At 63.1% G+C, this 22,450-nt stretch carries 20 protein-coding genes and 2 tRNA genes; all 22 read left to right on the top strand.

Features of this window, described 5'->3' with window-relative positions; all coding sequences use genetic code 11:
- Positions 1-8: 8 nt before the first annotated feature.
- The 22 genes from VZ068_RS13360 (at position 9) to rpsO (ending at position 22,405) form a co-directional block, all read left to right on the top strand.
- Positions 9-93, top strand: a tRNA-Leu gene (locus VZ068_RS13360).
- A gap of 105 nt (positions 94-198) precedes the next feature.
- On the top strand, positions 199-555 hold the full coding sequence (locus VZ068_RS13355) for an NADH-quinone oxidoreductase subunit A (protein ID WP_005991364.1): 357 nt from the start codon (positions 199-201) through the stop codon (positions 553-555).
- Positions 546-1,100 carry an NADH-quinone oxidoreductase subunit B gene (locus VZ068_RS13350; protein ID WP_039420570.1) on the top strand — a complete coding sequence of 185 codons (555 nt, stop codon included), beginning with the start codon at positions 546-548 and terminating at the stop codon, positions 1,098-1,100. The genes VZ068_RS13355 and VZ068_RS13350 overlap by 10 nt, the downstream gene beginning before the upstream one ends.
- 36 nt (positions 1,101-1,136) lie before the next feature.
- Positions 1,137-1,889: an NADH-quinone oxidoreductase subunit C gene (locus tag VZ068_RS13345; protein WP_005991368.1), complete on the top strand. Its 753-nt coding sequence runs from the start codon at positions 1,137-1,139 to the stop codon at positions 1,887-1,889.
- On the top strand, positions 1,886-3,193 hold the full coding sequence (locus VZ068_RS13340) for an NADH-quinone oxidoreductase subunit D (RefSeq protein ID WP_039420572.1): 1,308 nt from the start codon (positions 1,886-1,888) through the stop codon (positions 3,191-3,193). The genes VZ068_RS13345 and VZ068_RS13340 overlap by 4 nt, the downstream gene beginning before the upstream one ends.
- Positions 3,190-3,717: an NADH-quinone oxidoreductase subunit NuoE gene (gene nuoE / locus VZ068_RS13335; protein WP_005991372.1), complete on the top strand. Its 528-nt coding sequence runs from the start codon at positions 3,190-3,192 to the stop codon at positions 3,715-3,717. Before VZ068_RS13340 ends, nuoE begins: the two co-directional genes overlap by 4 nt.
- A gap of 3 nt (positions 3,718-3,720) precedes the next feature.
- Positions 3,721-5,055 carry an NADH-quinone oxidoreductase subunit NuoF gene (gene nuoF / locus VZ068_RS13330; RefSeq protein WP_349655567.1) on the top strand — a complete coding sequence of 445 codons (1,335 nt, stop codon included), beginning with the start codon at positions 3,721-3,723 and terminating at the stop codon, positions 5,053-5,055.
- The gene (gene nuoG, locus VZ068_RS13325) at positions 5,052-7,286 is read left to right on the top strand and encodes an NADH-quinone oxidoreductase subunit NuoG (RefSeq protein ID WP_349655566.1); all 2,235 of its coding nucleotides are present in this window, start codon (positions 5,052-5,054) and stop codon (positions 7,284-7,286) included. The genes nuoF and nuoG overlap by 4 nt, the downstream gene beginning before the upstream one ends.
- Positions 7,283-8,377, top strand: a complete 1,095-nt coding sequence (nuoH, locus tag VZ068_RS13320; protein ID WP_259151150.1) for an NADH-quinone oxidoreductase subunit NuoH — start codon at positions 7,283-7,285, stop codon at positions 8,375-8,377. The genes nuoG and nuoH overlap by 4 nt, the downstream gene beginning before the upstream one ends.
- A gap of 3 nt (positions 8,378-8,380) precedes the next feature.
- Positions 8,381-8,869 carry an NADH-quinone oxidoreductase subunit NuoI gene (gene nuoI / locus VZ068_RS13315; RefSeq protein WP_039407442.1) on the top strand — a complete coding sequence of 163 codons (489 nt, stop codon included), beginning with the start codon at positions 8,381-8,383 and terminating at the stop codon, positions 8,867-8,869.
- A gap of 4 nt (positions 8,870-8,873) precedes the next feature.
- On the top strand, positions 8,874-9,536 hold the full coding sequence (locus VZ068_RS13310; RefSeq protein ID WP_349657711.1) for an NADH-quinone oxidoreductase subunit J: 663 nt from the start codon (positions 8,874-8,876) through the stop codon (positions 9,534-9,536).
- Entirely contained in the window at positions 9,533-9,838 is a 306-nt protein-coding gene (gene nuoK / locus VZ068_RS13305) for an NADH-quinone oxidoreductase subunit NuoK (RefSeq protein WP_005914274.1), read from the top strand. The genes VZ068_RS13310 and nuoK overlap by 4 nt, the downstream gene beginning before the upstream one ends.
- Before the next feature lie 7 nt (positions 9,839-9,845).
- Complete coding sequence (gene nuoL, locus VZ068_RS13300) at positions 9,846-12,029, top strand: NADH-quinone oxidoreductase subunit L (protein ID WP_349655565.1); 2,184 nt, start codon at positions 9,846-9,848, stop codon at positions 12,027-12,029.
- Between the two features lie 20 nt (positions 12,030-12,049).
- Complete coding sequence (locus tag VZ068_RS13295; protein ID WP_259151036.1) at positions 12,050-13,552, top strand: NADH-quinone oxidoreductase subunit M; 1,503 nt, start codon at positions 12,050-12,052, stop codon at positions 13,550-13,552.
- Between the two features lie 36 nt (positions 13,553-13,588).
- Positions 13,589-15,049, top strand: coding sequence for an NADH-quinone oxidoreductase subunit NuoN (nuoN, locus tag VZ068_RS13290; protein WP_259151033.1), 1,461 nt, complete (start codon positions 13,589-13,591; stop codon positions 15,047-15,049).
- A gap of 208 nt (positions 15,050-15,257) precedes the next feature.
- A tRNA-Met gene (locus VZ068_RS13285) sits at positions 15,258-15,334 on the top strand.
- A gap of 197 nt (positions 15,335-15,531) precedes the next feature.
- Positions 15,532-16,122 (top strand): ribosome maturation factor RimP, encoded by a 591-nt coding sequence (gene rimP / locus VZ068_RS13280; protein ID WP_259151031.1) that lies wholly within the window; start codon positions 15,532-15,534, stop codon positions 16,120-16,122.
- A gap of 4 nt (positions 16,123-16,126) precedes the next feature.
- Entirely contained in the window at positions 16,127-17,638 is a 1,512-nt protein-coding gene (gene nusA, locus VZ068_RS13275) for a transcription termination factor NusA (RefSeq protein WP_349655564.1), read from the top strand.
- 95 nt (positions 17,639-17,733) lie between these two features.
- Positions 17,734-20,445 (top strand): translation initiation factor IF-2, encoded by a 2,712-nt coding sequence (gene infB / locus VZ068_RS13270; RefSeq protein WP_349655563.1) that lies wholly within the window; start codon positions 17,734-17,736, stop codon positions 20,443-20,445.
- A gap of 144 nt (positions 20,446-20,589) precedes the next feature.
- Complete coding sequence (rbfA, locus tag VZ068_RS13265) at positions 20,590-20,982, top strand: 30S ribosome-binding factor RbfA (protein WP_005991395.1); 393 nt, start codon at positions 20,590-20,592, stop codon at positions 20,980-20,982.
- 79 nt (positions 20,983-21,061) lie between these two features.
- Positions 21,062-21,988: a tRNA pseudouridine(55) synthase TruB gene (gene truB / locus VZ068_RS13260; protein ID WP_349655562.1), complete on the top strand. Its 927-nt coding sequence runs from the start codon at positions 21,062-21,064 to the stop codon at positions 21,986-21,988.
- 156 nt (positions 21,989-22,144) lie between these two features.
- A complete protein-coding gene (rpsO, locus tag VZ068_RS13255) occupies positions 22,145-22,405 on the top strand; it encodes a 30S ribosomal protein S15 (protein ID WP_005991399.1) in 261 nt (86 codons plus the stop codon).
- Positions 22,406-22,450: the final 45 nt, after the last annotated feature.

Below are 22,450 nucleotides of genomic sequence, written 5' to 3'. Positions count from 1 at the left end.
CAACGTATGCCCAGGTGGCGGAATTGGTAGACGCACTACCTTGAGGTGGTAGCGACTTAGGTCGTAGGGGTTCGAGTCCCCTCTTGGGCACCATTGTTTGGCTGCAGTTCCTGCGCATCGCGACGTGTCGCGCGCAGGGTCTGCCTATACCCCATGCCGGCACGCGGCGCGTGCGGGCAGAGGCAAGAGAGAATCGCTGTGCTGGCCGAATATTTGCCGAGTCTGCTGTTTCTGATCGTCGCCACCGGCATCGGCATCGTGCTGATGTTGATTGGTCGGTTCCTCGCTCCGCGCAGCCCGGACGCGCGCAAGCTTTCTCCGTACGAGTGTGGCTTCGAGGCCTTCGAAGACGCGCGCATGAAGTTCGATGTGCGCTACTACCTCATCGCGATCCAGTTCATCGTGTTCGACCTGGAAATCATCTTCATCGTGCCGTGGACGCAGGTGTTCATGGAGATCGGCGCACGTTCGCTGGTCACCATGGGCCTGTTCGTCGGCATGTTGTTCCTCGGCTTTATCTACGTGTGGAAGAAGGGAGCGCTGGAATGGGAGTGATTCAGACCCTGGATCGTCTGATGACCAACCCGATGCCGGAAGGCCGGGTGGAAGACATCCTGCGCCCGGACGGCGAAAACCCGCTGCTCGAAAAGGGCTATGTGACCACCAGCGTCGACGCACTGCTGAACTGGGCGCGTACCGGCTCGATGTGGCCGATGACCTTCGGTCTGGCCTGCTGCGCGGTCGAAATGATGCATGCGGGCGCGTCGCGCCTGGACCTGGACCGTTACGGCGTGGTGTTCCGCCCGTCGCCGCGCCAGTCCGACGTGATGATCGTGGCCGGCACCCTGGTCAACAAGATGGCCCCGGCGCTGCGCAAGGTCTACGACCAGATGCCGGACCCGAAGTGGGTCATTTCGATGGGCAGCTGCGCCAACGGCGGCGGCTATTACCATTATTCGTATTCGGTGGTGCGCGGTTGCGACCGCATCGTGCCGGTGGACATCTATGTCCCGGGCTGCCCGCCGACCGCCGAGGCCCTGGTCTACGGCATCTTGCAGCTGCAGAAGAAGATCTGGCGTACCCAGACCATCGCGCGCTGACACCCGTCTTCTCCTAACGAGAGCAGCCAAGCCCCCATGGCAGAGCAAGCATCTTCCTTCACTGACCGACTTGCGGCACGTTTCGCCGGTGCGCAGATCGCCGTGGCCTTGCCGCGCGGCGAAGTGACGCTGGAAGTCGCTGCGGCAGATTGGCACGCCACCTGTCTGGCGCTACGCGACGAGCTCGGTTTCGAGCAGCTCAGCGATCTGTGCGGCGTCGATTACCTGGGCTATGGCAGCGACGAGTGGGATACCGCCGACGTGTCGTCGCAGGGCTTCAGTCGCGGCGTCGAAGGCAAGGCCGTCGGTCGCTTCGGTTGGGGAGAGTTTCCCAGCCAGGAAAGCTCCACCGGCGCCCATCCGCAGCACATGCCCAAGCAGCGCTTTGCGGTGGTCGCCCAGCTGATTTCCTATCAGCACAACCAGCGTCTGCGGGTGCGTTGCTATGCACCGGACGAGCAGGTGCCGGTGGTGGCGTCGGTGACCGATATCTGGCCGGGCGTGAACTGGTTCGAGCGCGAAGCATTCGACCTGTTCGGCATCGTGTTCGACGGCCACCCGGACCTGCGCCGCATCCTGACCGACTACGGATTCGTCGGCCACCCGTTCCGCAAGGATTTCCCGCTGATCGGCAACGTCGAAGTGCGTTACGACGAAGAGCGCAAGCGTGTTGTGTACGAGCCGGTGACCTCGGTCGAACCGCGCGTTGGTGTGCCGCGTGTGATTCGCGACGATGCCCGTTATGAGACTGCCGCTGGTGAAGTGGGCAAGTCGGAGACTGCCAAGTGAGTGAGTTCCGCCAGGCAACCGATGCCTTCGCGAGCAATCCTGTCGAAAGCAAGCAGGAAATCCGCAATTACACGATGAATTTCGGCCCGCAGCACCCTGCGGCGCACGGCGTGTTGCGCCTGATCCTGGAAATGGATGGCGAGACCGTGGTACGTGCCGATCCGCATATCGGCCTGCTGCACCGTGGCACCGAGAAGCTGGCCGAGTCCAAGCCGTTCAACCAGTCGGTTCCGTACATGGACCGTCTGGATTACGTGTCGATGATGTGCAACGAGCACGCTTACGTGCGCGCGATCGAGTCCCTGATGGGCATCGAGGCGCCCGAGCGTGCGCAGTACATCCGCACCATGTTCGACGAGATCACCCGCATCAAGAACCACCTGATGTGGGTGGGTTCCAACGCACTCGATCTGGGCGCGATGGCGGTGATGCTGTACGCGTTCCGCGAGCGCGAAGAATTGATGGACGTCTACGAGGCGGTCAGCGGCGCGCGCATGCACGCGGCCTACTACCGTCCCGGTGGCGTGTATCGCGATCTGCCCGATCGCATGCCGCAGTACAAGGAATCCCGCTGGCACAAGGGTGGGGCGCTGAAGAAGCGCAACGCCGGTCGCGAGGGCACGCTGCTGGACTTCCTGGAGGAGTTCACCAACACCTTCCCGGCGCGCGTGGACGAGTACGAAACGCTGCTGACCGATAACCGTATCTGGAAGCAGCGCACCGTCGACGTGGGCATCATCAGCCCGGATCTGGCGCGCGCCTGGGGCATGACCGGCCCGATGCTGCGTGGCTCGGGCATCGAATGGGATCTGCGCAAGAAGCAGCCGTATGCCAAGTACGACGCGGTGGAGTTCGATATCCCGGTCGGCACCAACGGCGACTGTTACGACCGCTACCTGGTCCGCGTGGCCGAGATGCGCGAGTCCAACCGCATCATCAAGCAGTGCGTGAAATGGCTGAAGGCCAATCCCGGCCCGGTCATGGTCACCAATTTCAAGGTCGCTCCGCCAAGCCGCGAAGGCATGAAGGACGACATGGAAGCGCTGATCCATCACTTCAAGCTGTTCAGCGAAGGCTATTGCGTGCCGGCCGGCGAAACCTACAGCGCGGTCGAAGCGCCCAAGGGCGAGTTCGGCTGCTACCTGATGTCCGATGGCGCCAACAAGCCGTTCCGCGTGCATCTGCGCGCGCCGGGCTTTGCGCATCTGTCGTCGATGGACGCGGTGGTGCGTGGCTATTTGCTGGCCGACGTCGTGGCGATGATCGGTACTTACGATTTGGTTTTCGGTGAGGTTGACCGATGAAGGCGACGGGTAATTTCGAAGCGGCGCGCGACGTCGATCCGCAGGTGGTGCTGAGCGACAAGACGCGCGCGCACATCGATCATTGGCTGGCCAAGTTTCCGCCCGACCGCAAGCGTTCGGCGGTGCTGCAGGGCCTGCATGCTGCGCAGGAGCAGAACCAGGGCTGGCTGACCGATGAGCTGATCGTCGGCGTGGCCAAGTATCTGGAACTGCCGCCGGTGTGGGCCTACGAGGTCGCCAGTTTCTACTCGATGTTCGAGACCGAAAAGGTCGGCCGCCATAACGTGGCGTTCTGCACCAATATCAGCTGCTGGCTCAACGGCGCCGAAGATCTGCTGGCGCACGCCGAGAAGAAGCTGGGTTGCAAGCTGGGGCAGTCGACGGCCGATGGCCGCGTCTACCTCAAGCGCGAAGAAGAGTGCCTGGCGGCCTGCTCGGCAGCGCCGATGATGGTCATCAACGGCCACTACCACGAGCACCTGACGAAAGAGAAGGTCGACGCGCTGCTGGACGGGCTGGAATAAGACATGGCACATCATCACGCACCTACAGGTCCGGTCGGTCCGGCGCCGTTGCCGCATCAGGTCGTCTACACGACCCTGCACTACGACACGCCGTGGTCCTACGAGAGCTACCTCAAGACCGGTGGCTACGCCGCGTTGCGCAAGATCCTCGAAGAGAAGATCGCGCCGGCCGATGTCATCGAGATGGTCAAGGCATCGAACCTGCGCGGCCGCGGTGGCGCAGGCTTCCCGACCGGTCTGAAGTGGTCGTTCATGCCCAAGGGCAACATGCAGAAGTACATCCTGTGCAATTCGGACGAATCCGAGCCGGGAACCTGCAAGGACCGCGACATCCTGCGTTACAACCCGCATTCGGTGGTGGAGGGCATGGCGATCGCCTGCTACGCCACCGGCTCGACCGTGGGCTACAACTACCTGCGCGGCGAGTTCCACCATGAGCCGTTCGAGAACTTCGAGCTGGCGCTGGCCGATGCGTATGCCAACGGCTGGCTGGGCAAGAACATCCTCGGCAGCGGCGTGGATATCGATATCTACGGTGCGCTGGGTGCCGGCGCCTACATCTGCGGCGAAGAAACCGCATTGATGGAATCGCTGGAAGGCAAGAAGGGTCAGCCGCGCTACAAGCCGCCGTTCCCGGCCAACTTCGGCCTGTACGGCAAGCCGACCACCATCAACAACACCGAGACCTATGCGTCGGTGCCGGCGATCATTCGCAACGGCCCGGAGTGGTTTCTTGGGCTGAGCAAGACCAAGAACGGCGGCCCGAAGATCTTCTCGGTGTCCGGTTGCGTGCAGAAGGGCGGCAACTTCGAAGTGCCGCTCGGCACCACCTTCGACGAGCTGCTGGAAATGGCCGGCGGCCTGCGTCCGGGCCGCGAGCTCAAGGGCGTTGTACCTGGCGGTGTGTCGATGCCGGTGCTGAAGGCCGACCAGGTGGCCGGCCTGCAGATGGATTACGACACCTTGCGTGCGCTGGGCACCGGCCTGGGTTCCGGCGCGATCGTGGTGCTGGACGACAGCGTCTGCTGCGTACGCTTTGCCTGCCGCATCTCGCAGTTCTTCCACAAGGAATCCTGCGGCCAGTGCACCCCGTGCCGCGAAGGCACCGGCTGGATGCACCGCGTGCTGGAGCGCATCGTCGCCGGCAAGGCCACGATGGAAGACCTGCACCAGCTGCGTACCGTTGCCGGCCAGATCGAAGGGCACACCATCTGCGCGTTCGGTGAAGCGGCGGCGTGGCCGATCCAAGGCTTCCTGCGCCAGTTCTGGGACGAATTCGAGTACTACATCGTCAACGGTCGCTCGATCGTCGACACGCAAGTCGGAGTGGCTGCATGAGCGCCCAACCAGTCAACCCGAACGTACCTCCGGATCATGTCACCGTCGAAATCGACGGGCAGTCCCTGGTGGTGCCGAAGGGCTCGATGATCATCCAGGCCGCCGACAAGGCCGGCATCCCGATCCCGCGCTTCTGCTACCACGAGAAGCTGCCGATCGCGGCCAACTGCCGCATGTGCCTGGTGGACGTCGAAAAATCCCCGAAGCCGTCGCCGGCCTGCGCCACCCCGGTGATGGACGGCATGAAGGTCACCACGCGTAGCGAAAAGGCGCTGAAGTACCAGCGCAGCGTGATGGAATTTTTGCTGATCAATCACCCGCTGGACTGCCCGATCTGCGATCAGGGCGGCGAGTGCGAGTTGCAGGACGTCTCGCTCGGCTACGGCCGTTCGGTCAGCCGCTTTAACGAGCGCAAGCGCGTGGTGCCGGACGAGGACATCGGTCCCCTGGTCGCCACCGAAATGACCCGCTGCATCCAGTGCACCCGTTGCGTGCGCTTCACTGCAGACATCGCCGGCACCTACGAGTTGGGTGGCATGTATCGCGGTGAAAACCTGCAGATCGGCACCTACGACGGCAAGCCGCTGACCACCGAAATCTCCGGCAACGTCATCGACGTGTGCCCGGTCGGCGCGCTGACCAACAAGGTGTTCCAGTTCCGTGCCCGCCCGTGGGAGCTGATGGCGCGCGAGTCGCTGGGCTACCACGACGCGATGGGCTCGAACCTGTTCCTGCACGTGCGTCGCGGCGAAGTGCTGCGCACCGTGCCGCGCGAGAACGAGGCGGTCAACGAGTGCTGGCTGTCCGATCGCGACCGTTACTCGCATCAGGGTCTGTACTCCGAAGACCGTGCGGTCAAGCCGTTGAAGAAGATCAACGGCGAGTGGACCGAAATGAGCTGGACCGAAGGTCTGGCCGCTGCGACCCAGATCCTGCGCGACAACGCTGGCGATCAGCTTGGCGTACTGGTGCATCCGTCCACCTCCAACGAGGAAGGCGCGCTGCTCGCACGTCTGGCCGAAGGCTTGAACAGCGGCAATCTGGATCACCGTCTGCTCAATCGCGATTTCTCCGACGCTGCGGTGGCCGAAACGTTTGCAACGCCGCTGGCCGAGATCGAACAGGCCGATGTGGTGGTGCTGTTCGGTACCAACGTGCGTCACGAGCTGCCATTGCTGCATGCGCGTCTGCGCAAGGCGCACATTCAGAACCGCACGCAGATCCATTCGGTCAATCCGGTCGATTTCGATTTCGCATTTACCCAGGCCAGCCGCACCGTCGTCGCGCCGTCGAAACTGGCTGCTGCACTCGACGATGCCGCGCTGCGCGATGTGGTCAAGGGCGCGACGCGCGCCGTAATCGTGGTTGGCGCACTGGCTGAAAATCATCCGCAGGCTGCGGCGCTGCGTGCTGCCGCACGCGACTTCGCTGCCGCAACGGGCGCCTCGCTGTGCCGTATCCCGCAGGGTGCGAACGCGGTGGGTCTGGTGTCGCAAGGCGTGCTGCCGACCGCACGCAATGTGGCCGGCATGCTGGCGCAGCCGCGTCAGGCCTACGTGTTGTACGGCATCGAGCCGGGTCTGGATTTTGCCGATGCCGCCGCTGCACGCAGCGCGCTCGCCGGCGCCAAGGTCATTGCATTCAGCCAGTTCGCCTGCGCTTCGACGCGCGATGTGGCCGATGTGATCCTGCCGATCGGCGCACTGCCGGAAATCGACGCCTCGCTGACCAATCTGGATGGTCGCGTGCAGACGGCGCGTGCCGCAGGCCGCCTGCCGGTCGAAGCGCGCGAAGGTTGGCGTGTGCTGCGTGCGCTGGGTGGCGAGCTGGGTCTGGCCGGTTTCGAGTTCATCGATCTGGTCGGCCTGCGTGCCGGCATGCAGAACCGCGACGTGCGCCCGGTAGCCTCGGCCCAGCCGCAGGCGACCACCGACGGGCTGGAGGTTGCGGCAACCGCCGCGATCTACCGCACCGACGCGGTGGTGCGTCGCGCCGCTGCGTTGCAGTCGCATCCGCTGAACGTCTCGCCGTGTGTGGCGATGCATCCGGAGCAGGCTGCGCAGCTACAGATTGGCGCAGGCCAGATGGTCAAGGTCGGCACCGACGCTGGTAAGGCGACGTTGCCGGTGGTGCTGGACAAGCGCGTTGCACCGGGCACGGTGTGGATCGAATCCGGCCACGGCGCTACCGCGCCGCTTGGCGCCGGTCGCGTAACGGTGGTGGCTGCATGAACGAATTGCTGTTGAACGTGGTCGATCCCCTGCACCAGTGGTTCCTCGGACTGGGCGACGGCGGCATCGTGCTGTGGACCGTGTTGAAGATCCTGTTGATCGCCGTGCCGGTGATCGTATCGGTGGCCTTCTACGTGGTCTGGGAGCGCAAGCTCATCGGCTGGATGCACGTGCGTCACGGGCCCATGTACGTGGGCATGGGCATCTTTCAGGCCTTCGCTGACGTGTTCAAGCTCCTGTTCAAGGAGATCCTGCAGCCGAGCAGTTCGCACAAGGCGATGTTCATCATCGCGCCGCTGCTGACGCTGGCGCCGGCATTCGCGGCATGGTCGGTGGTGCCGTTCGATGCGCAGCTGGTGCTCTCCAATGCCAACGTCGGTCTGCTGTATCTGCTGGCGATGACCTCGCTGGGCGTGTACGGCATCATCCTCGCCGGCTGGGCCTCCAACTCCAAGTATGCGTTCCTGGGTGCGATGCGCTCGGCCGCGCAGGTGGTCAGCTACGAGATTGCGATGGGTTTTGCGCTGGTCGGCGTAATGATCGCTTCCGGCAGCGTCAACCTCAGCCAGATCGTGTTTGCGCAAGCGGGTAACTCCGGCTTCTTCGACTGGTTCCTGATTCCGCTGTTCCCGTTGTTCATCGTGTACTGGGTCTCCGGCGTTGCCGAAACCAACCGCGCGCCGTTCGACGTGGTGGAAGGCGAGTCGGAAATCGTCGCGGGCCACATGGTGGAATACTCGGGCGGTGCATTCGCACTGTTCTTCCTGGCCGAATACGCCAACATGATCCTGGTCAGCTTCCTGATCTCGATCTTCTTCCTGGGCGGCTGGTTGAGCCCGTGGCCCCAGGTGTGGGGCAGCCCAGACATCTCGCCGTGGATTGACTGGGTGTGGAAGGGCGGTTGGCCGTGGCTGCTGATGAAGGTGTTCTTCTTCGCCAGCGCCTACATCTGGTTCCGTGCCAGCTTCCCGCGCTACCGCTACGACCAGATCATGCGTCTGGGCTGGAAGGTGTTCATTCCGCTCACGATCGTGTGGATCGCAGTGACGGCATTGATGGTGTTTTACGGCGTGATCCAGAAGGGCGTGTAATTGATGAACAAGATCACCCATTACTTCAAGAGCTTGCTCCTGCTCGAACTGCTCGGAGGCTTGTGGCTGACGTTGAAATACACGTTCAAGCCCAAGTACACCGTGCTGTATCCGATGGAGAAGTTTCCGCAGTCGCCGCGTTTCCGTGGCCTGCATGCGCTGCGTCGTTATCCCAATGGCGAAGAGCGCTGCATCGCCTGCAAGCTGTGCGAAGCGGTCTGCCCGGCATTGGCGATCACCATCGACTCGGCCAAGCGCGAGGATGGCTCGCGCCGCACCACGCGCTACGACATCGACCTGTTCAAGTGCATCTTCTGCGGCTTTTGCGAAGAAAGCTGCCCGGTGGACTCGATCGTCGAAACGCACATCCTCGAGTATCACTTCGAGAAGCGTGGCGAGAACATTGTCAACAAGCCGCAGCTGCTGGCGATCGGAGACCGGCTAGAGGCCGAGATCGCCGAGCGTCGCGCTGCCGATGCCGCCTTCCGTTGAGGTCATGATGGACTGGGTCTCTATTGCATTTTACGCCTTCTCCGCAATCGCGGTGGTGTCCGCCGGTGCGGTGATCAGCGTGCGTAACCCGGTGTATGCCGTGTTGTGCCTGATCCTCACCTTCTTCTCGATGGCCTGCATCTGGCTGCTGGTCGGTGCCGAGTTCCTCGGCGTCACCCTGGTGCTGGTCTACGTCGGCGCGGTGATGGTGCTGTTCCTGTTCGTGGTGATGATGCTGGACATCGACACCAGCCGGCTGCGCGAGGGCTGGGTCAAGTACATGCCGCTGGGCGTGATCGTTGCGGTGGCGATGCTGGCGCAGATGGTCACCTTGATCGGGGTCAAGTCACGCACTGCCACGCCGTTCCCCGTCGACAATGCAGCAGCGCAGGCTGCCGACAGCTCGAACCTGACCTGGCTGGCCAAGAGCCTGTATACCGAGTTCCTGCTGCCGTTCGAATTTGCTGCGGTGATTCTGACTGTGGCGGTGGTGGCTGCAGTGATGCTGACCCTGCGCAAGCGCACCGGCATCAAGCTGCAGAACGCCGGCGAGCAGTCGCGGGTCAAGGCAGGTGATCGTCTGCGCATGGTCAAAATGGCGGTTGAAAAGCCGGTACAGGTTGCGCCGCAGGTCGACGCGGCCGGCGGACAGGAGGCGAAGTCTTGATTACCTTGGGCCACCTGCTTGGACTGGGCGCGGTGCTGTTCTGCATCTCCCTGGCCGGCATCTTCCTCAACCGCAAGAACGTCATCGTCTTGCTGATGTCGATCGAGTTGATGCTGCTGTCGGTCAACGTCAACTTCATCGCGTTCTCGCGCGAGCTCGGCGATACCGCCGGTCAGTTGTTCGTGTTCTTCATCCTGACCGTTGCCGCCGCGGAGGCCGCCATCGGTCTTGCGATCCTGGTGACTCTGTTCCGTACGCGCCGCACGATCAATGTGGCCGAAGTCGACACGTTGAAGGGCTGACCCGTAGATGGAAATCACTCTCTCCAAGAGTCTGCTGATCGCAGTGGTGCTTGCACCGCTGGTCGGCAGCATCATCGCCGGCCTGTTCGGTCGTCAGGTGGGGCGCAAGGGCGCGCAGTACGTCACCATCCTCGGCGTGGCGGTCAGCTGCGTGCTGTCGTGCCTGACGCTGTATCAACTGGTGGAGCAGGGCGCCAGCCCGTTTAACCAGAATCTGTACACCTTCTTCGACGTCGGCAACTATTCCGCACACGTCGGTTTCATGGTCGATCGCCTGACCGCGATGATGATGGTGGTGGTGACCTTCGTGTCGCTGCTGGTGCACATCTACACCATCGGCTACATGGAAGAGGATCCGGGTTACCAGCGCTTCTTCAGCTACATCTCGTTGTTCACCTTCTCCATGCTGACGCTGGTGATGAGCAACAACTTCCTGCAGCTGTTCTTCGGCTGGGAAGCGGTGGGCCTGGTGTCGTACCTGCTGATCGGTTTCTGGTTCAAGCGCCCGACCGCCGTGTTCGCCAACATGAAGGCGTTCCTGGTCAACCGCGTCGGCGATTTCGGCTTCATTCTCGGCATCGCCGGTGTGTTGCTGTGGTTCGGCTCGCTGGATTACTCCACCGTGTTCGCCAACGCGACCACCATGGCCGGTGCCAAGGTGCAGCTGTTCGCAGGCCACGAGTGGAGCGTGATGACGCTGATCTGCATCTGCCTGTTCATCGGTGCGATGGGCAAGTCGGCGCAGGTGCCGCTGCATGTGTGGCTGCCTGACTCGATGGAAGGCCCGACCCCGATCTCGGCGCTGATCCACGCTGCAACCATGGTCACTGCCGGCATCTTCATGGTGGCGCGCATGTCGCCGCTGTTCGAGCTGTCCGAAACCGCGCTGAACTTCATCCTGTTCATCGGTGCGACCACGGCTTTCTTCACTGGCCTGATCGGCATCGTGCAGAACGACATCAAGCGCGTGGTCGCGTACTCGACGCTGTCCCAGCTCGGCTACATGACCGTGGCGCTGGGCGTATCGGCCTACTCGGCCGCAGTGTTCCACCTGATGACGCATGCTTTCTTCAAGGCGCTGCTGTTCCTGGCGGCCGGCTCGGTCATCATCGGCATGCACCACGAGCAGGACATGCGCAAGATGGGCGGCCTGCGCAAGTACATGAAGGTGACTTACTGGACCAGTGTGATCGGTACGCTGGCGCTGGTCGGTACGCCGTTCTTCTCGGGCTTCTACTCGAAGGACACCATCATCGAGGCCGCTGCGCATCACGCGCATGAGTCGCATAGCTGGATCGCGACCTATGGCTACTGGGCGGTGCTCGGCGGCGTGCTGGTGACCAGCTTCTACAGCTTCCGTCTGCTGTTCCTGACCTTCCACGGCAAGGAACGCTTCCGCGATGCGCATGCGCACGACGCCCATGCCCACCACGACAGCGCGCACACCGACGCCGAGGCGCAGGTCCACGTGCACGACAGCCATGCGCACGACGCACATGCACACGACACACATGCACACGACACACATGGCCACGACGATCACGGCCACCATGGCGCACACGAGCCGCACGAGTCTAAGTGGGTGGTGACGTTGCCGTTGATCCTTCTGGCGATTCCGTCGGTGGCGATCGGCTTCTTCACCATCGGCCCGATGTTGTTCGGCACCGATTGGCAGGGCCATCACGCGGCGCACGCGCTTAAAGGGCAGGCTGTGTCGTTCTTCACCGGCATCGTTGACTTCTACGACCCGGCACGCGATACCGTGGGTGCCCTGGCCGAGGAGTTCCATGGCCCGGTCGCGTTCGCGCTGCACGGCATGATGGCGGCACCGTTCTTCCTGACGCTTGCCGGTCTAGTGCTCGCTGCTCTGTTCTACCTGTGGAAGCCGGAACTGGCTACCAAGTCGCGCAAGGCGTTCGCGCCGATCGTGTGGCTGCTGGAAAACAAATACGGCTTCGACAAGCTGTGGATCAATGGCTTCGCCGGTGGCGGTGTTGTCCTTGGCAAGGCGTCACGCGCAATCGATACCCATGTGGTCGACGGCGTGGCCGTCAATGGTTCTGCCCGACTGATCGACCTGGCTGCAAATCTGCTGCGTCGCACGCAATCCGGTTTCCTCTATCACTACGCCTTCGCAATGATCATCGGTTTGATCGCCTTGTTGGCGGTACTGATGCATTTCTGGCGTTGACCTGTACGGAATAAGAAAACGTGTCGAACTGGCCTTTACTGTCTATCTTGATCTGGCTGCCGATTATCGGTGGCGCCCTGATCCTTGCGTTGCGCAACGCCGAGACTGCCCGCTGGGCATCCCTGGCGGTGGCGGTGGCGACCTTTGTGCTGAGTCTGCCGCTGCTGGGCTACGACACGGCCAATGACGCGATGCAGTTCATCGAACTGCATGCCTGGATTCCGGCCTACAACATCGGCTACAACCTGGGCGTGGATGGCATCGCGGTTGCGTTGATCGTGCTGACCACGCTGGTGACTGTGCTGGCACTGATCGGTGCCTGGCGCTCGATCGACAAGCGCGTCAATCAGTACGTCGCTGCCTTCCTGATCCTGGAAGGCGTCACGGTCGGCATCTTCGCCGCGACCGATGCGATGCTGTTCTATGTCTTCTTCGAAGCCATGCTGATCCCGATGTTCCTCATCATCGGTGTCTGGGGCGGTCCGCGGCGTATCTATGCGGCGATGAAGTTCTTCCTCTACACCTTCCTCGGCTCGGTGCTGATGCTGGTGGGTCTGGTGTATCTGTATCTGAAGGGCGGCAGCTTCCAGCTCGCCGACCTGTATGCGCTGCAGCTGACCGCCAAGGAGCAGACCTGGATCTTCTTCGCGTTCCTGATCGCGTTCGCGGTCAAGGTGCCGATGTTCCCGGTGCATACCTGGTTGCCGGACGCGCACGTCGAAGCACCGACCGCCGGTTCGGTGATCCTGGCCGCGATCGCACTGAAGATCGGCGGCTACGGTTTCCTGCGTTTCAACCTGCCGATCGTTCCCGATGCCAGCCATGAGTTTGCGTGGCTGGTGATCACGCTGTCGCTGATCGCGGTGATCTACGTCGGCCTGGTGGCGTTGGTGCAGGACGACATGAAGAAGCTGGTGGCGTATTCGTCCATCGCGCACATGGGTTTCGTCACCCTGGGCACCTTCATCGCCTTCACCCTGGTGCGCGAGTACGGCAGCACCGACGCAGCACGCCTCGGCTTGCAGGGCGCGATGGTGCAGATGATTTCGCACGGCTTCGTGTCCGGCGCGATGTTCTCCTGCATCGGTGTGCTGTACGACCGCATGCACACGCGCCGCATCGCCGATTACGGCGGCGTGGTCAATGTGATGCCGTGGTTTGCGACCTTTTCCATGCTGTTCTTCATGGCCAATGCCGGTCTGCCGGGTACCAGCGGGTTCGTCGGTGAATTCATGGTGATCCTGGCCAGCTTCCAGAAGCATCCGCTGGTTGCCTTCGCCGCCGCCACGACCCTGGTGATCACGGCCGCCTACACGCTGTGGCTCTACAAGCGCGTGTTCTTCGGCGAAGTGGCCAATGCCCACGTGGCCGAGCTGAAGGACATCAATGGCCGCGAGGCTTTCGTGCTGGGGGTGTTCGCTGCTGGCGTGCTGGCCCTGGGCCTGTATCCGAAGCCGCTGACCGATCTGATGGAACCATCGATCGCCAAGCTGGCTACCCAGATCGCCGCGAGCAAGCTTTGACCGCTTGCCGTACGTTTTGATTTTCAGGATTTGATGATGACCACGCCAACGCTCGCGCCGTTGACCACCGCTGACCTGGCTCCGCTCGTTCCGGAGCTGGTGCTGATCGGCGGCGCCTTCGCATTGCTGATGCTCGACCTGTTCATGAGCCAGCGGAACAAGGTCTGGACCCACTTGTTCTCCATCGCTGTTCTCGCCGTGGTGTTTGCGTTGCTGGCCACCGGCACAGGCGGGCAGGGCGATATCTTCAATGGCATGTTCGTGCGCGATACCGCCGCAGACGTGATGAAGACGGTGATCGTGCTCGTCAGCGGGTTGAGCCTGGTCTATGGCTGGACCTACCTGCGCGAGCGCAATCTCTATCAAGGCGAAATCCCGGTGCTGGTGTTGTTCGCGACCGCCGGCATGATGCTGCTGGCGTCGGCTGGCAGCCTGCTGATGGTCTACCTGGGTCTGGAATTGCTGGCGCTGTGCTCGTACGCGCTGGTCGCATCCAACCGCGACAACGGCCTGGCCACCGAAGCGGCGATGAAGTATTTCGTGCTGGGTTCGCTGGCGTCGGGCCTGCTGCTGTACGGCATGTCGCTGGTCTATGGCGCTACCGGCACCTTGAGCCTGGCTGGCATCCACGAAGCGATCGAAGGCTCCGGCGAGCGTACGCTGCTGCTGACCGGCACCATCTTCATGATCGCTGGCGTGGCGTTCAAGCTGGGCGCGGCACCGTTCCATATGTGGCTGCCGGATGTCTATCAGGGCGCACCGGCACCAATCGCGTTGTTTATCAGCTCCGCACCGAAGCTGGCTGCGTTCGGCATGACCTACCGCCTGCTGGAGGTGGGCATGGGGCCGTTGTCGCCGCAGTGGCATCTGTTGATCGGCGGCCTGTCGGCACTGTCGCTGGTCGTCGGCAACCTGATGGCCATTGCGCAGAGCAATCTCAAGCGCATGCTTGCATATTCGACGGTCTCGCATATCGGCTTCCTGCTGATGGGCGTCGCCGGCGGCGGCGAAGAGGGTTACGCCGCCGCGATGTTCTATGCGGTGAGCTACACCATCATGTCGACCGCGTCGTTCGGCGCCATCATCGCGTTGTCGCGCAATGGGTTCGAAGCCGAGAACATCGACGACTTCAAGGGCCTCAACGCGCGCAATCCGTGGATGGCCGGCCTGGTGTTGTGCATCATGGCGTCGCTGGCGGGTATTCCGCCGTTCCTCGGCTTCTGGACCAAGCTGGCCGTGCTGGGCGCGGCGGTGAACGGCGACATGCTGTGGTTGGCGCTGGTGGGTGTGATCTGCGCGGTGATCGGTGCGTACTACTACCTGCGTGTCATCAAGGTCATGTATTTCGATGAGCCGGTCGGTGAGCCGTTGCCAGCCAATAACGACCGCGTGCTGGGGACCGTGCTGGGCGTCAACGCACTTGCGTTGCTCGCGCTTGGCTTGGCCTGGAACCCGATCATGGTGTGGTGCCAGCGCGCGTTTGCCGGTCTCGCATAAGAAGCGGGCACGGTCAGGTGTTGCGTTCGTCGCGACGCCTGTTGCCCGCGCATGGCGCGGATATGAAATAAAGTTGTGATTGGTGTTTCGTTTTTGTTGCATTGCGGTTATCATTCGCCGCGACGTTGGACACTCGCCAAAGTGTCCAACAGATGAAAAACTTAGGGCTTGCAATTGCCGCTCAAGTTCTTCATAATTCCGCTTCTGCTGCGGGGTGGAGCAGTCTGGCAGCTCGTCGGGCTCATAACCCGAAGGTCGCAGGTTCAAATCCTGCCCCCGCTACCAAGTTTCGAATTACCGCTTTATCGCAGTGATTCAACTTCTTGGATCGTAAGGACGCATGTTCCCGTCCTTGCGCCGACCCTGAGAGGTCGGGCTTTTTTCACGCAAGGGGCCCATCGGGCCCCTTGTTTTTTCCGGAACCGGAAAGTTTGCTGCCGGTTGCCGGGGTTCTACTGGCAATCATTTGATCAGGGCAGTCTGTGAGCGAAAAAGCGACCGAAATCGCGAATCTGCTGAGTCCAACGGTTGAGTCCCTGGGCTTGGAACTGCTGGGCGTGGAGTATCTTCCCGCGCCAGGCGGCGCCACGTTGCGCCTTTACATCGATGTGCCGCTGGCCGAACAGCCCGAGCGTGTCATCAACGTCGACGATTGCGAGCGCGTGAGCCGTGAAGTCTCCGCCCAGCTCGACGTCGAAGACCCGATCAGTGGCAACTACACCCTGGAAGTGTCCTCGCCGGGTGTGGACCGTCCGTTGTTCACCCTGGAACAATTCGCGCGCCATGTCGGCGAGTCCGCAAAGATCGTGTTGAAGCTTGCGCAGGATGGTCGGCGCCGCTTTCAGGGTCAGATCCTGCGCACCGAGCCGGAAGCTGATGCCGTGGTGTTTTCGGTCGACGGCAAGGACGTGCAGATCGGCTTCGACAACATCGACAAGGCGCGCATCCTGCCGGATTGGGTCGCCCTGGGCCTTGCGCCGCAAAAACCGAATAAGCCCGGCCCGAAAAAACCCGGGCACGACAAGAAGAAACCATCCAACGAGTCGGCGGCTGGCAAGCCGCGCGCGGAGTGACGAAATGAGCAAGGAACTTTTGCTGGTAGTGGATGCGGTGGCCAACGAAAAGGGCGTGCCGCGCGAAGTGATCTTCGATGCGATCGAGGCCGCGCTGGCTTCCGCAGCGAAGAAGCGCTATCCCGACCAGGACGTGCTGACGCGCGTGACCATCGACCACAAGGACGGTAATTACGAAACCTTCCGCCGTTGGGAAGTGGTTGCCGACGATGTCGTGATGGAATCCCCGGATCGCCAGGTGCGTCTGATGGATGCCGTCGACGAAGCCGACGGCGTGGATGTGGGCGACTACATCGAAGAACAGATCGAAAACCCGGACTTCGGCCGTATCGCGGCGCAGGCTGCCAAGCAGGTGATCGTGCAGCGTGTGCGCGAGGCCGAGCGTCAGCAGGTGGTCGATGCCTGGAAGGATCGCGTTGGCGAGTTGATCACCGGTGTGGTCAAGCGCGCCGAGCGCGGCAACATCTTTGTCGATCTGGGCGGCAATGCCGAAGCCTTCATTCCCAAGGACAAGGGCATTCCGCGCGACGTGCTGCGCCCGGGCGACCGCGTGCGCGGCTATCTGGCCGAAGTGCGCTCCGAGCCGCGTGGCCCGCAGCTGTTCATCAGCCGCGCCGCGCCGGAATTCATGATCGAGCTGTTCAAGCTCGAAGTGCCGGAAGTGGGTCAGGGCCTGGTCGAGATCAAGGCCTGCGCCCGCGACCCGGGCGATCGCGCCAAGATCGCCGTGATCGCGCACGACACCCGCACCGATCCCATCGGCGCCTGCATCGGTATGCGTGGTTCGCGCGTGCAGGCGGTGTCCAACGAGCTCAATGGCGAGCGTGTGGACATCGTGCTGTGGAACGAGAACCCGGCCAACTTCGTCATCAACGCAATGGCGCCTGCCGAAGTGCAGTCGATCATCGTCGATGAAGACAAGCACTCGATGGACCTGGCTGTGGCGGAAGACCGCCTGGCGCAGGCGATCGGCAAGGGCGGCCAGAATGTGCGCCTGGCCAGCCGCCTGACCGGCTGGCAGCTCAACGTGATGACCGCCGACCAGGTGGCCGCCAAGTCCGAGGCTGAACAGGCATCGGCGCGCCAGCTGTTCATGGACCGCCTGGAAGTGGACGAAGAAATCTCCGCGATCCTGGTATCCGAAGGCTTCAATACGGTCGAAGAAATCGCCTACGTCCCGGTCGGTGAACTGCTGGCGGTGGAAGGCTTCGACGAAGACATCGTCGAAGAACTGCGTGCCCGTGCCCGCGATGCGTTGCTCAACGCCGCGCTGGCCGAGGAAGAAGGCCTGGAAGGAACTCAGCCCACCGAGGACCTGCTGGCGCTGGAGGGGATGGACGAGGAAACGGCCTTTGCTCTGGCCGAGCACGGCGTGCGCACCAGCGAGGATTTGTCCGACCTGGCAGCGGACGAGATCGTCGACTTCGGCATCGAGGGCATGACCCAGGAGCGCGCCGCGGCGCTGATCCTGGCGGCCCGCGCCGAGGAGATCGCCCGTTTGGAGCGCGGCGAATGAGCCGGCAATGAACCGCGCCCTGACCCCATCAGGGCTTAGAATCAGCGTTTCCCTTGCTCTGGGCGAGGGGGCGCCAACCAGATCATAGGATCCGAATGTCGCAGCAAACCACCATCCGCAAGCTTGCCGAACTGGTCAATACGCCGGTCGATAAACTGCTGGTTCAACTGGCCGAGGCCGGAATGAAGTTCAGCGGTCCCGACCAGGTCGTGACCAGCACCGAGAAGATGAAACTGCTTGGCTTCCTGCGTCGCACGCATGGCAAGGCCGACACGCCCGCCGAAGCGGCGAGCGAGGCAGCCAAGAAGATCACGCTCAATCGGCGCAAGCTGCAGGAAGTCACGGTCAACGCCGGCCGCACCAAGACCACGGTCAACGTGGAAGTGCGGCAGAAGCGTACTTACGTGAAGTCCGAGAACGAAGGCGGCGGCCGTGCCGCGCCGATGACGCCGGACGAAGAGCGCGCCGACATCCTGCGCAAGCTCGAGGAGTCGCGTAAGCGCAACCTCGACGAGCAGCAGCGTCTGGCCGAAAGCGATCGTGTGCGCGATGAAGCAATCCAGCGCAAGCGCGACGAGGAGCAGGCCGCAAAAGACCGCGCAGAAGCCGAGCGCAAGGCTGCCGAGGAAGCCGCTGCGGCTGCCAGTGCGCCGGCCCCGGTTGCTGCTGCGCCGACGCCGTCGTCTGCGCCCGCCGCGCGTGCTCCGTCCTCGCCGTCTTCGGCACCGCGTCCGTCCCGCCCGGCTGGCGCGTCGCCCGCCTCGCGTCCGGCGACGCCGGCCCGCCCGGACGACCGCAACAATGCCGCCAAGCACAAGACGCGCGGTTCGCACGTGATGGTGGCTGGCGTCGAAGACGACGATGCGACCAAGCGCTTTGCCGGTCAGCTGCATCTGTCTGCGGCCGATCGTGCGCGTCGTTCCAACGTGCGTGGCAAGCCGACCGGTCGTCCGGGTTCGTCGTCGTCGCGCCGTGGCAACGATGGCGGTCGCGGCAGCAACCAAGGCAATAGCGGCCCGCACGGGTTCGAGCGTCCGACCGCACCGGTGGTGCGTGAAGTAGCGATCGGCGAGACCATCACCGTGGCCGACCTGGCGCAGAAGCTCGCGCTCAAGGGCGGCGACGTGGTCAAGGCGCTGTTCAAGATGGGCGTCATGGCGACCATCACCCAGAGCATCGACCATGACACTGCTGCGCTGGTGACCGAAGAGCTCGGCCACAAGGCTGTGCGTGCCGACAATGCCGACTTCGAGGATGCGCTGCTGGCGCATGCCGAGGATGCGCAGGGCGAAACCACCTCGCGTCCGCCGGTGGTCACCATCATGGGTCACGTCGACCACGGCAAGACCTCGCTGCTGGATTACATCCGTCGGACCAAGATCGCCTCTGGCGAGGCCGGCGGCATCACCCAGCACATCGGTGCGTACCACGTCGAAACCGGCCGTGGCGTCATCAGCTTCCTGGATACGCCCGGCCATGCCGCGTTTACCTCGATGCGTGCGCGCGGCGCCAAGATCACCGACATCGTGGTGCTGGTGGTTGCAGCCGATGATGGCGTGATGCCGCAGACCAAGGAAGCGGTGGCGCATGCCAAGGCGGCGGGCGTTCCGTTGATCGTGGCGGTCAACAAGATCGACAAGGCCGGCGCGGATCCGCTGCGGGTCAAGAACGAGTTGCTGGCCGAAAACGTGGTGGCCGAAGAGTTCGGTGGCGATACCCAGTTCATCGAAGTGTCGGCCAAGGTCGGTACCGGTGTGGACACGCTGCTGGACGCGATTTCGCTACAGGCCGAAGTGCTGGAACTCAAGGCCGTGGCCGATGGCCGCGCCAGCGGTACCGTGATCGAATCGTCGCTGGACAAGGGCCGCGGCCCGGTCGCGACGGTGCTGGTGCAGCAGGGCGCGCTGAAGCGTGGCGACTACCTGGTGTGCGGCATTCAGTACGGCCGCGTGCGTGCGCTGTTCGACGAAACCGGCCATCAGCCGGCCTCGGCGGGCCCGTCGATCCCGGTGCAGGTGCTCGGCTTGTCCGGCGTGCCGGAAGCCGGCGACGACTTCGTGGTCGTCGACGACGAGCGTCTGGCCAAGGACGTGGCGCAGCAGCGCGAAACCAAGCGTCGCGAGTCGCGTCTGGTCGCCTCGGCCACCAACCGCATGGAAGACATCCTGGCCCAGATGGGCAAGGGCGAAGGCCAGCAGGTGTTGAACCTGGTGATCAAGGCCGACGTGCAGGGTTCGGTGGAAGCGCTCAAGCAGTCGCTGGTGGCCTTGTCCAACGACGACATCCGCATCAACGTGATCCACTCCGGCGTGGGCGGCATCACCGAGTCCGATGCCAATTCGGCAGCGGCCTCCAAGGCCACGGTGATCGGCTTCAACGTGCGTGCGGATGCCTCGGCGCGCAAGATCGTCGAGTCCAACGGCATCGATCTGCGTTACTTCTCGATCATCTATGACGTGATCGACCAGGTGAAGCAGGTGGCCTCCGGTCTGCTCGGCGTGGAAATCCGCGAAGAGATCATCGGTATCGCGCAGGTGCGCGATGTGTTCCGCAGCTCCAAGTTCGGCGCGGTCGCAGGCTGCATGATCATCGAAGGCGTGGTCAAGCGCAGCAAGCCGATCCGCGTGCTCCGCGACAGCGTCGTGGTGTTCGAGGGCGAGCTGGAATCGCTGCGTCGCTTCAAGGAAAACGTCGACGAAGTGCGCAACGGTACCGAGTGCGGTATCGGCGTGAAGGCCTACAACGACGTCAAGGCCGGCGATCAGATCGAGTGCTTCGAGCGTATCGAGGTTGCCCGCACGCTGTAATGGAAATCGGGGCCTGCGGGCCCCGATTTACCGCGCTGGCGCATGGCGTCACGCAAGTTCTGCAAGGCGAGGGCGGCATGGCCGCCCGCGTTCGTTTTTGGCTTCGGTGCCATCTGGCCCTCCGAATCAACCAGGTCCACGACCATGCCAACCAAATCATTCCATCGCACCGACCGCGTCTCTGCGCAGGTGCGTCGCGACCTCGGCACCATCGTGCACGCGGCCGTGCGCGACCACGGCCTGCCGTCGGTCAGCGTGTCCGATGTCGAAATCAGCCGCGATCTGGCGCACGCCAAGGTGTTCGTCACCGCGCTGCAGCAGGAGCGCTCGGCCGAAGCGGTCAAGGGGCTCAAGGAAATCGCCGGTCAGCTGCGCACGCAACTGGCGCGCGCGATGAAGCTGCGTCATGTGCCCGAGCTGCACTTTCACTACGACGACTCGGTCGACCGTGGCGAACGCATCGACAACCTGCTGCGTGACCTGGACGATGTCGGTCCGCAGGCCACGTCCAGCGATGAGGACGCCGAGCAGCGCTGAGCGCTGTGTCGGCTGGGCGAGCTGCCGTGCCCCTGGATTCCCGCGGATGCGCACAGCGCCCGATTCGAGCACCGATCTTTTGAAACCCCGCATCGTCTATCGCCCGCTGCACGGCATCCTGTTGCTGGACAAACCGGCCGGGCTCAGTTCCAACGCTGCATTGCAGGCCGCACGCCGCTTGTTGCGTGCCGAAAAGGGCGGCCACACCGGCAGCCTGGACCCGCTGGCCACCGGCTTGCTGCCGTTATGCCTGGGCGAGGCGACCAAGATCGCCGGCTTGCTGCTGGGTTCGGCCAAGGCGTACGACGCCGAGGTGGTACTGGGCGTCACCACCGATACCGACGATGCCGACGGCGAGCCGCTGCGCGAGCGTGCGGTGCCTGCGCTGAGCGAAGAGGCAGTGCGCGCGGCCTTGGCCCCGTTTATCGGGCGCATCCAGCAGCAGGCCCCGATCTATTCCGCGCTCAAGCAGGGTGGCGAGCCGCTGTATGCCAAGGCACGCAGGGGCGAAGCGATCGAGGCGCCGGTACGTGAGGTCGACGTGCATGCGATCGAGTTGATCGGCTACCACGCGCCGCGCCTGCAGTTGCGCGTGACCTGCGGCTCCGGCACCTACATCCGCAGCCTGGCCCGCGATCTGGGCGAAAGTCTCGGCTGCGGTGCGCATATCGCCGCGCTGCGCCGGCTCTGGGTAGAGCCGTTCCGCTCGCCCCAGATGATGACCCTGGAAGCGTTGAGCGCAGCAGTGGAATCGGGCGCGCGGGCGCAGGATCTGCTGCTGCCGATCCAGGCAGGGCTGGCCGATTTTGCGCAGATCACCCTCGATCACGCCCATGCGACCCGCTTCCGGATGGGACAAAGGCTGCGCGATCCGGCGTTTCCAGCCGGCCAGGTCGCCGTTTTCGGCCCGGATGGAAGCCCGTCAGGCCTTGGCCTTGTTGACGCTGACGGCCGGCTGTCGCCACAGCGCTTGTTCAATGGACTGAACGAAACTCCAGGTTGTTAAGGTTTAGTCAACTTGTTCCCGGCGTCCTGCGACGGTACAATTTCGCGGCCCCGATCGGGGCACCTCAGCGCCAAGCGCGCTCATCCCTAGCAAACGGCGAGTCCGACGGTGCGTCATGCACGTTCCTGTCGACCACGCATCTATCGAGTAAACATCATGTCCGTCGACACCCAGAAAGTTATTGAAGACAACAAGCGCAGCGCCCAGGACACCGGTTCGCCGGAAGTGCAGGTCGCTCTGCTGACCGCACGCATCGAGCTGCTGACCGGCCACTTCAAGACCCACAAGAAGGATCACCACAGCCGTCGCGGTCTGCTGCAGATGGTCAACCGTCGCCGCAGCCTGCTCGACTACCTGAAGAAGAAGGACAACGATCGTTACAAGTCGTTGATCGAGAAGCTCGGCCTGCGCCGCTAATCGAGTCCTACCGCCGCGGCGCAGCGATGCGCCGCGGCTTTGTTT

The organism is Xanthomonas sp. 10-10 (genome assembly GCF_040182365.1).
GTDB classification, from domain to species: Bacteria; Pseudomonadota; Gammaproteobacteria; order Xanthomonadales; family Xanthomonadaceae; genus Xanthomonas; species Xanthomonas arboricola_F.
Note: the sequence above shows the minus strand (reverse complement) of the source record. Positions and strands in the feature narration are given on the sequence as shown.

Bases quoted from the DNA above. Each gene is read 5' to 3' on its own strand.
- rpsO (WP_005991399.1), top strand. From the start codon at position 22,145: ATGTCCGTCGACACCCAGAAAGTTATTGAAGACAACAAGCGCAGCGCC.
- nuoE (WP_005991372.1), top strand. From the start codon at position 3,190: ATGAAGGCGACGGGTAATTTCGAAGCGGCGCGCGACGTCGATCCGCAG.
- VZ068_RS13345 (WP_005991368.1), top strand. From the start codon at position 1,137: ATGGCAGAGCAAGCATCTTCCTTCACTGACCGACTTGCGGCACGTTTC.
- rbfA (WP_005991395.1), top strand. From the start codon at position 20,590: ATGCCAACCAAATCATTCCATCGCACCGACCGCGTCTCTGCGCAGGTG.
- nuoL (WP_349655565.1), top strand. From the start codon at position 9,846: ATGGAAATCACTCTCTCCAAGAGTCTGCTGATCGCAGTGGTGCTTGCA.
- infB (WP_349655563.1), top strand. From the start codon at position 17,734: ATGTCGCAGCAAACCACCATCCGCAAGCTTGCCGAACTGGTCAATACG.
- VZ068_RS13310 (WP_349657711.1), top strand. From the start codon at position 8,874: ATGATGGACTGGGTCTCTATTGCATTTTACGCCTTCTCCGCAATCGCG.
- nuoH (WP_259151150.1), top strand. From the start codon at position 7,283: ATGAACGAATTGCTGTTGAACGTGGTCGATCCCCTGCACCAGTGGTTC.
- nuoI (WP_039407442.1), top strand. From the start codon at position 8,381: ATGAACAAGATCACCCATTACTTCAAGAGCTTGCTCCTGCTCGAACTG.
- nuoF (WP_349655567.1), top strand. From the start codon at position 3,721: ATGGCACATCATCACGCACCTACAGGTCCGGTCGGTCCGGCGCCGTTG.
- nuoN (WP_259151033.1), top strand. From the start codon at position 13,589: ATGACCACGCCAACGCTCGCGCCGTTGACCACCGCTGACCTGGCTCCG.
- nusA (WP_349655564.1), top strand. From the start codon at position 16,127: ATGAGCAAGGAACTTTTGCTGGTAGTGGATGCGGTGGCCAACGAAAAG.
- VZ068_RS13350 (WP_039420570.1), top strand. From the start codon at position 546: ATGGGAGTGATTCAGACCCTGGATCGTCTGATGACCAACCCGATGCCG.
- nuoG (WP_349655566.1), top strand. From the start codon at position 5,052: ATGAGCGCCCAACCAGTCAACCCGAACGTACCTCCGGATCATGTCACC.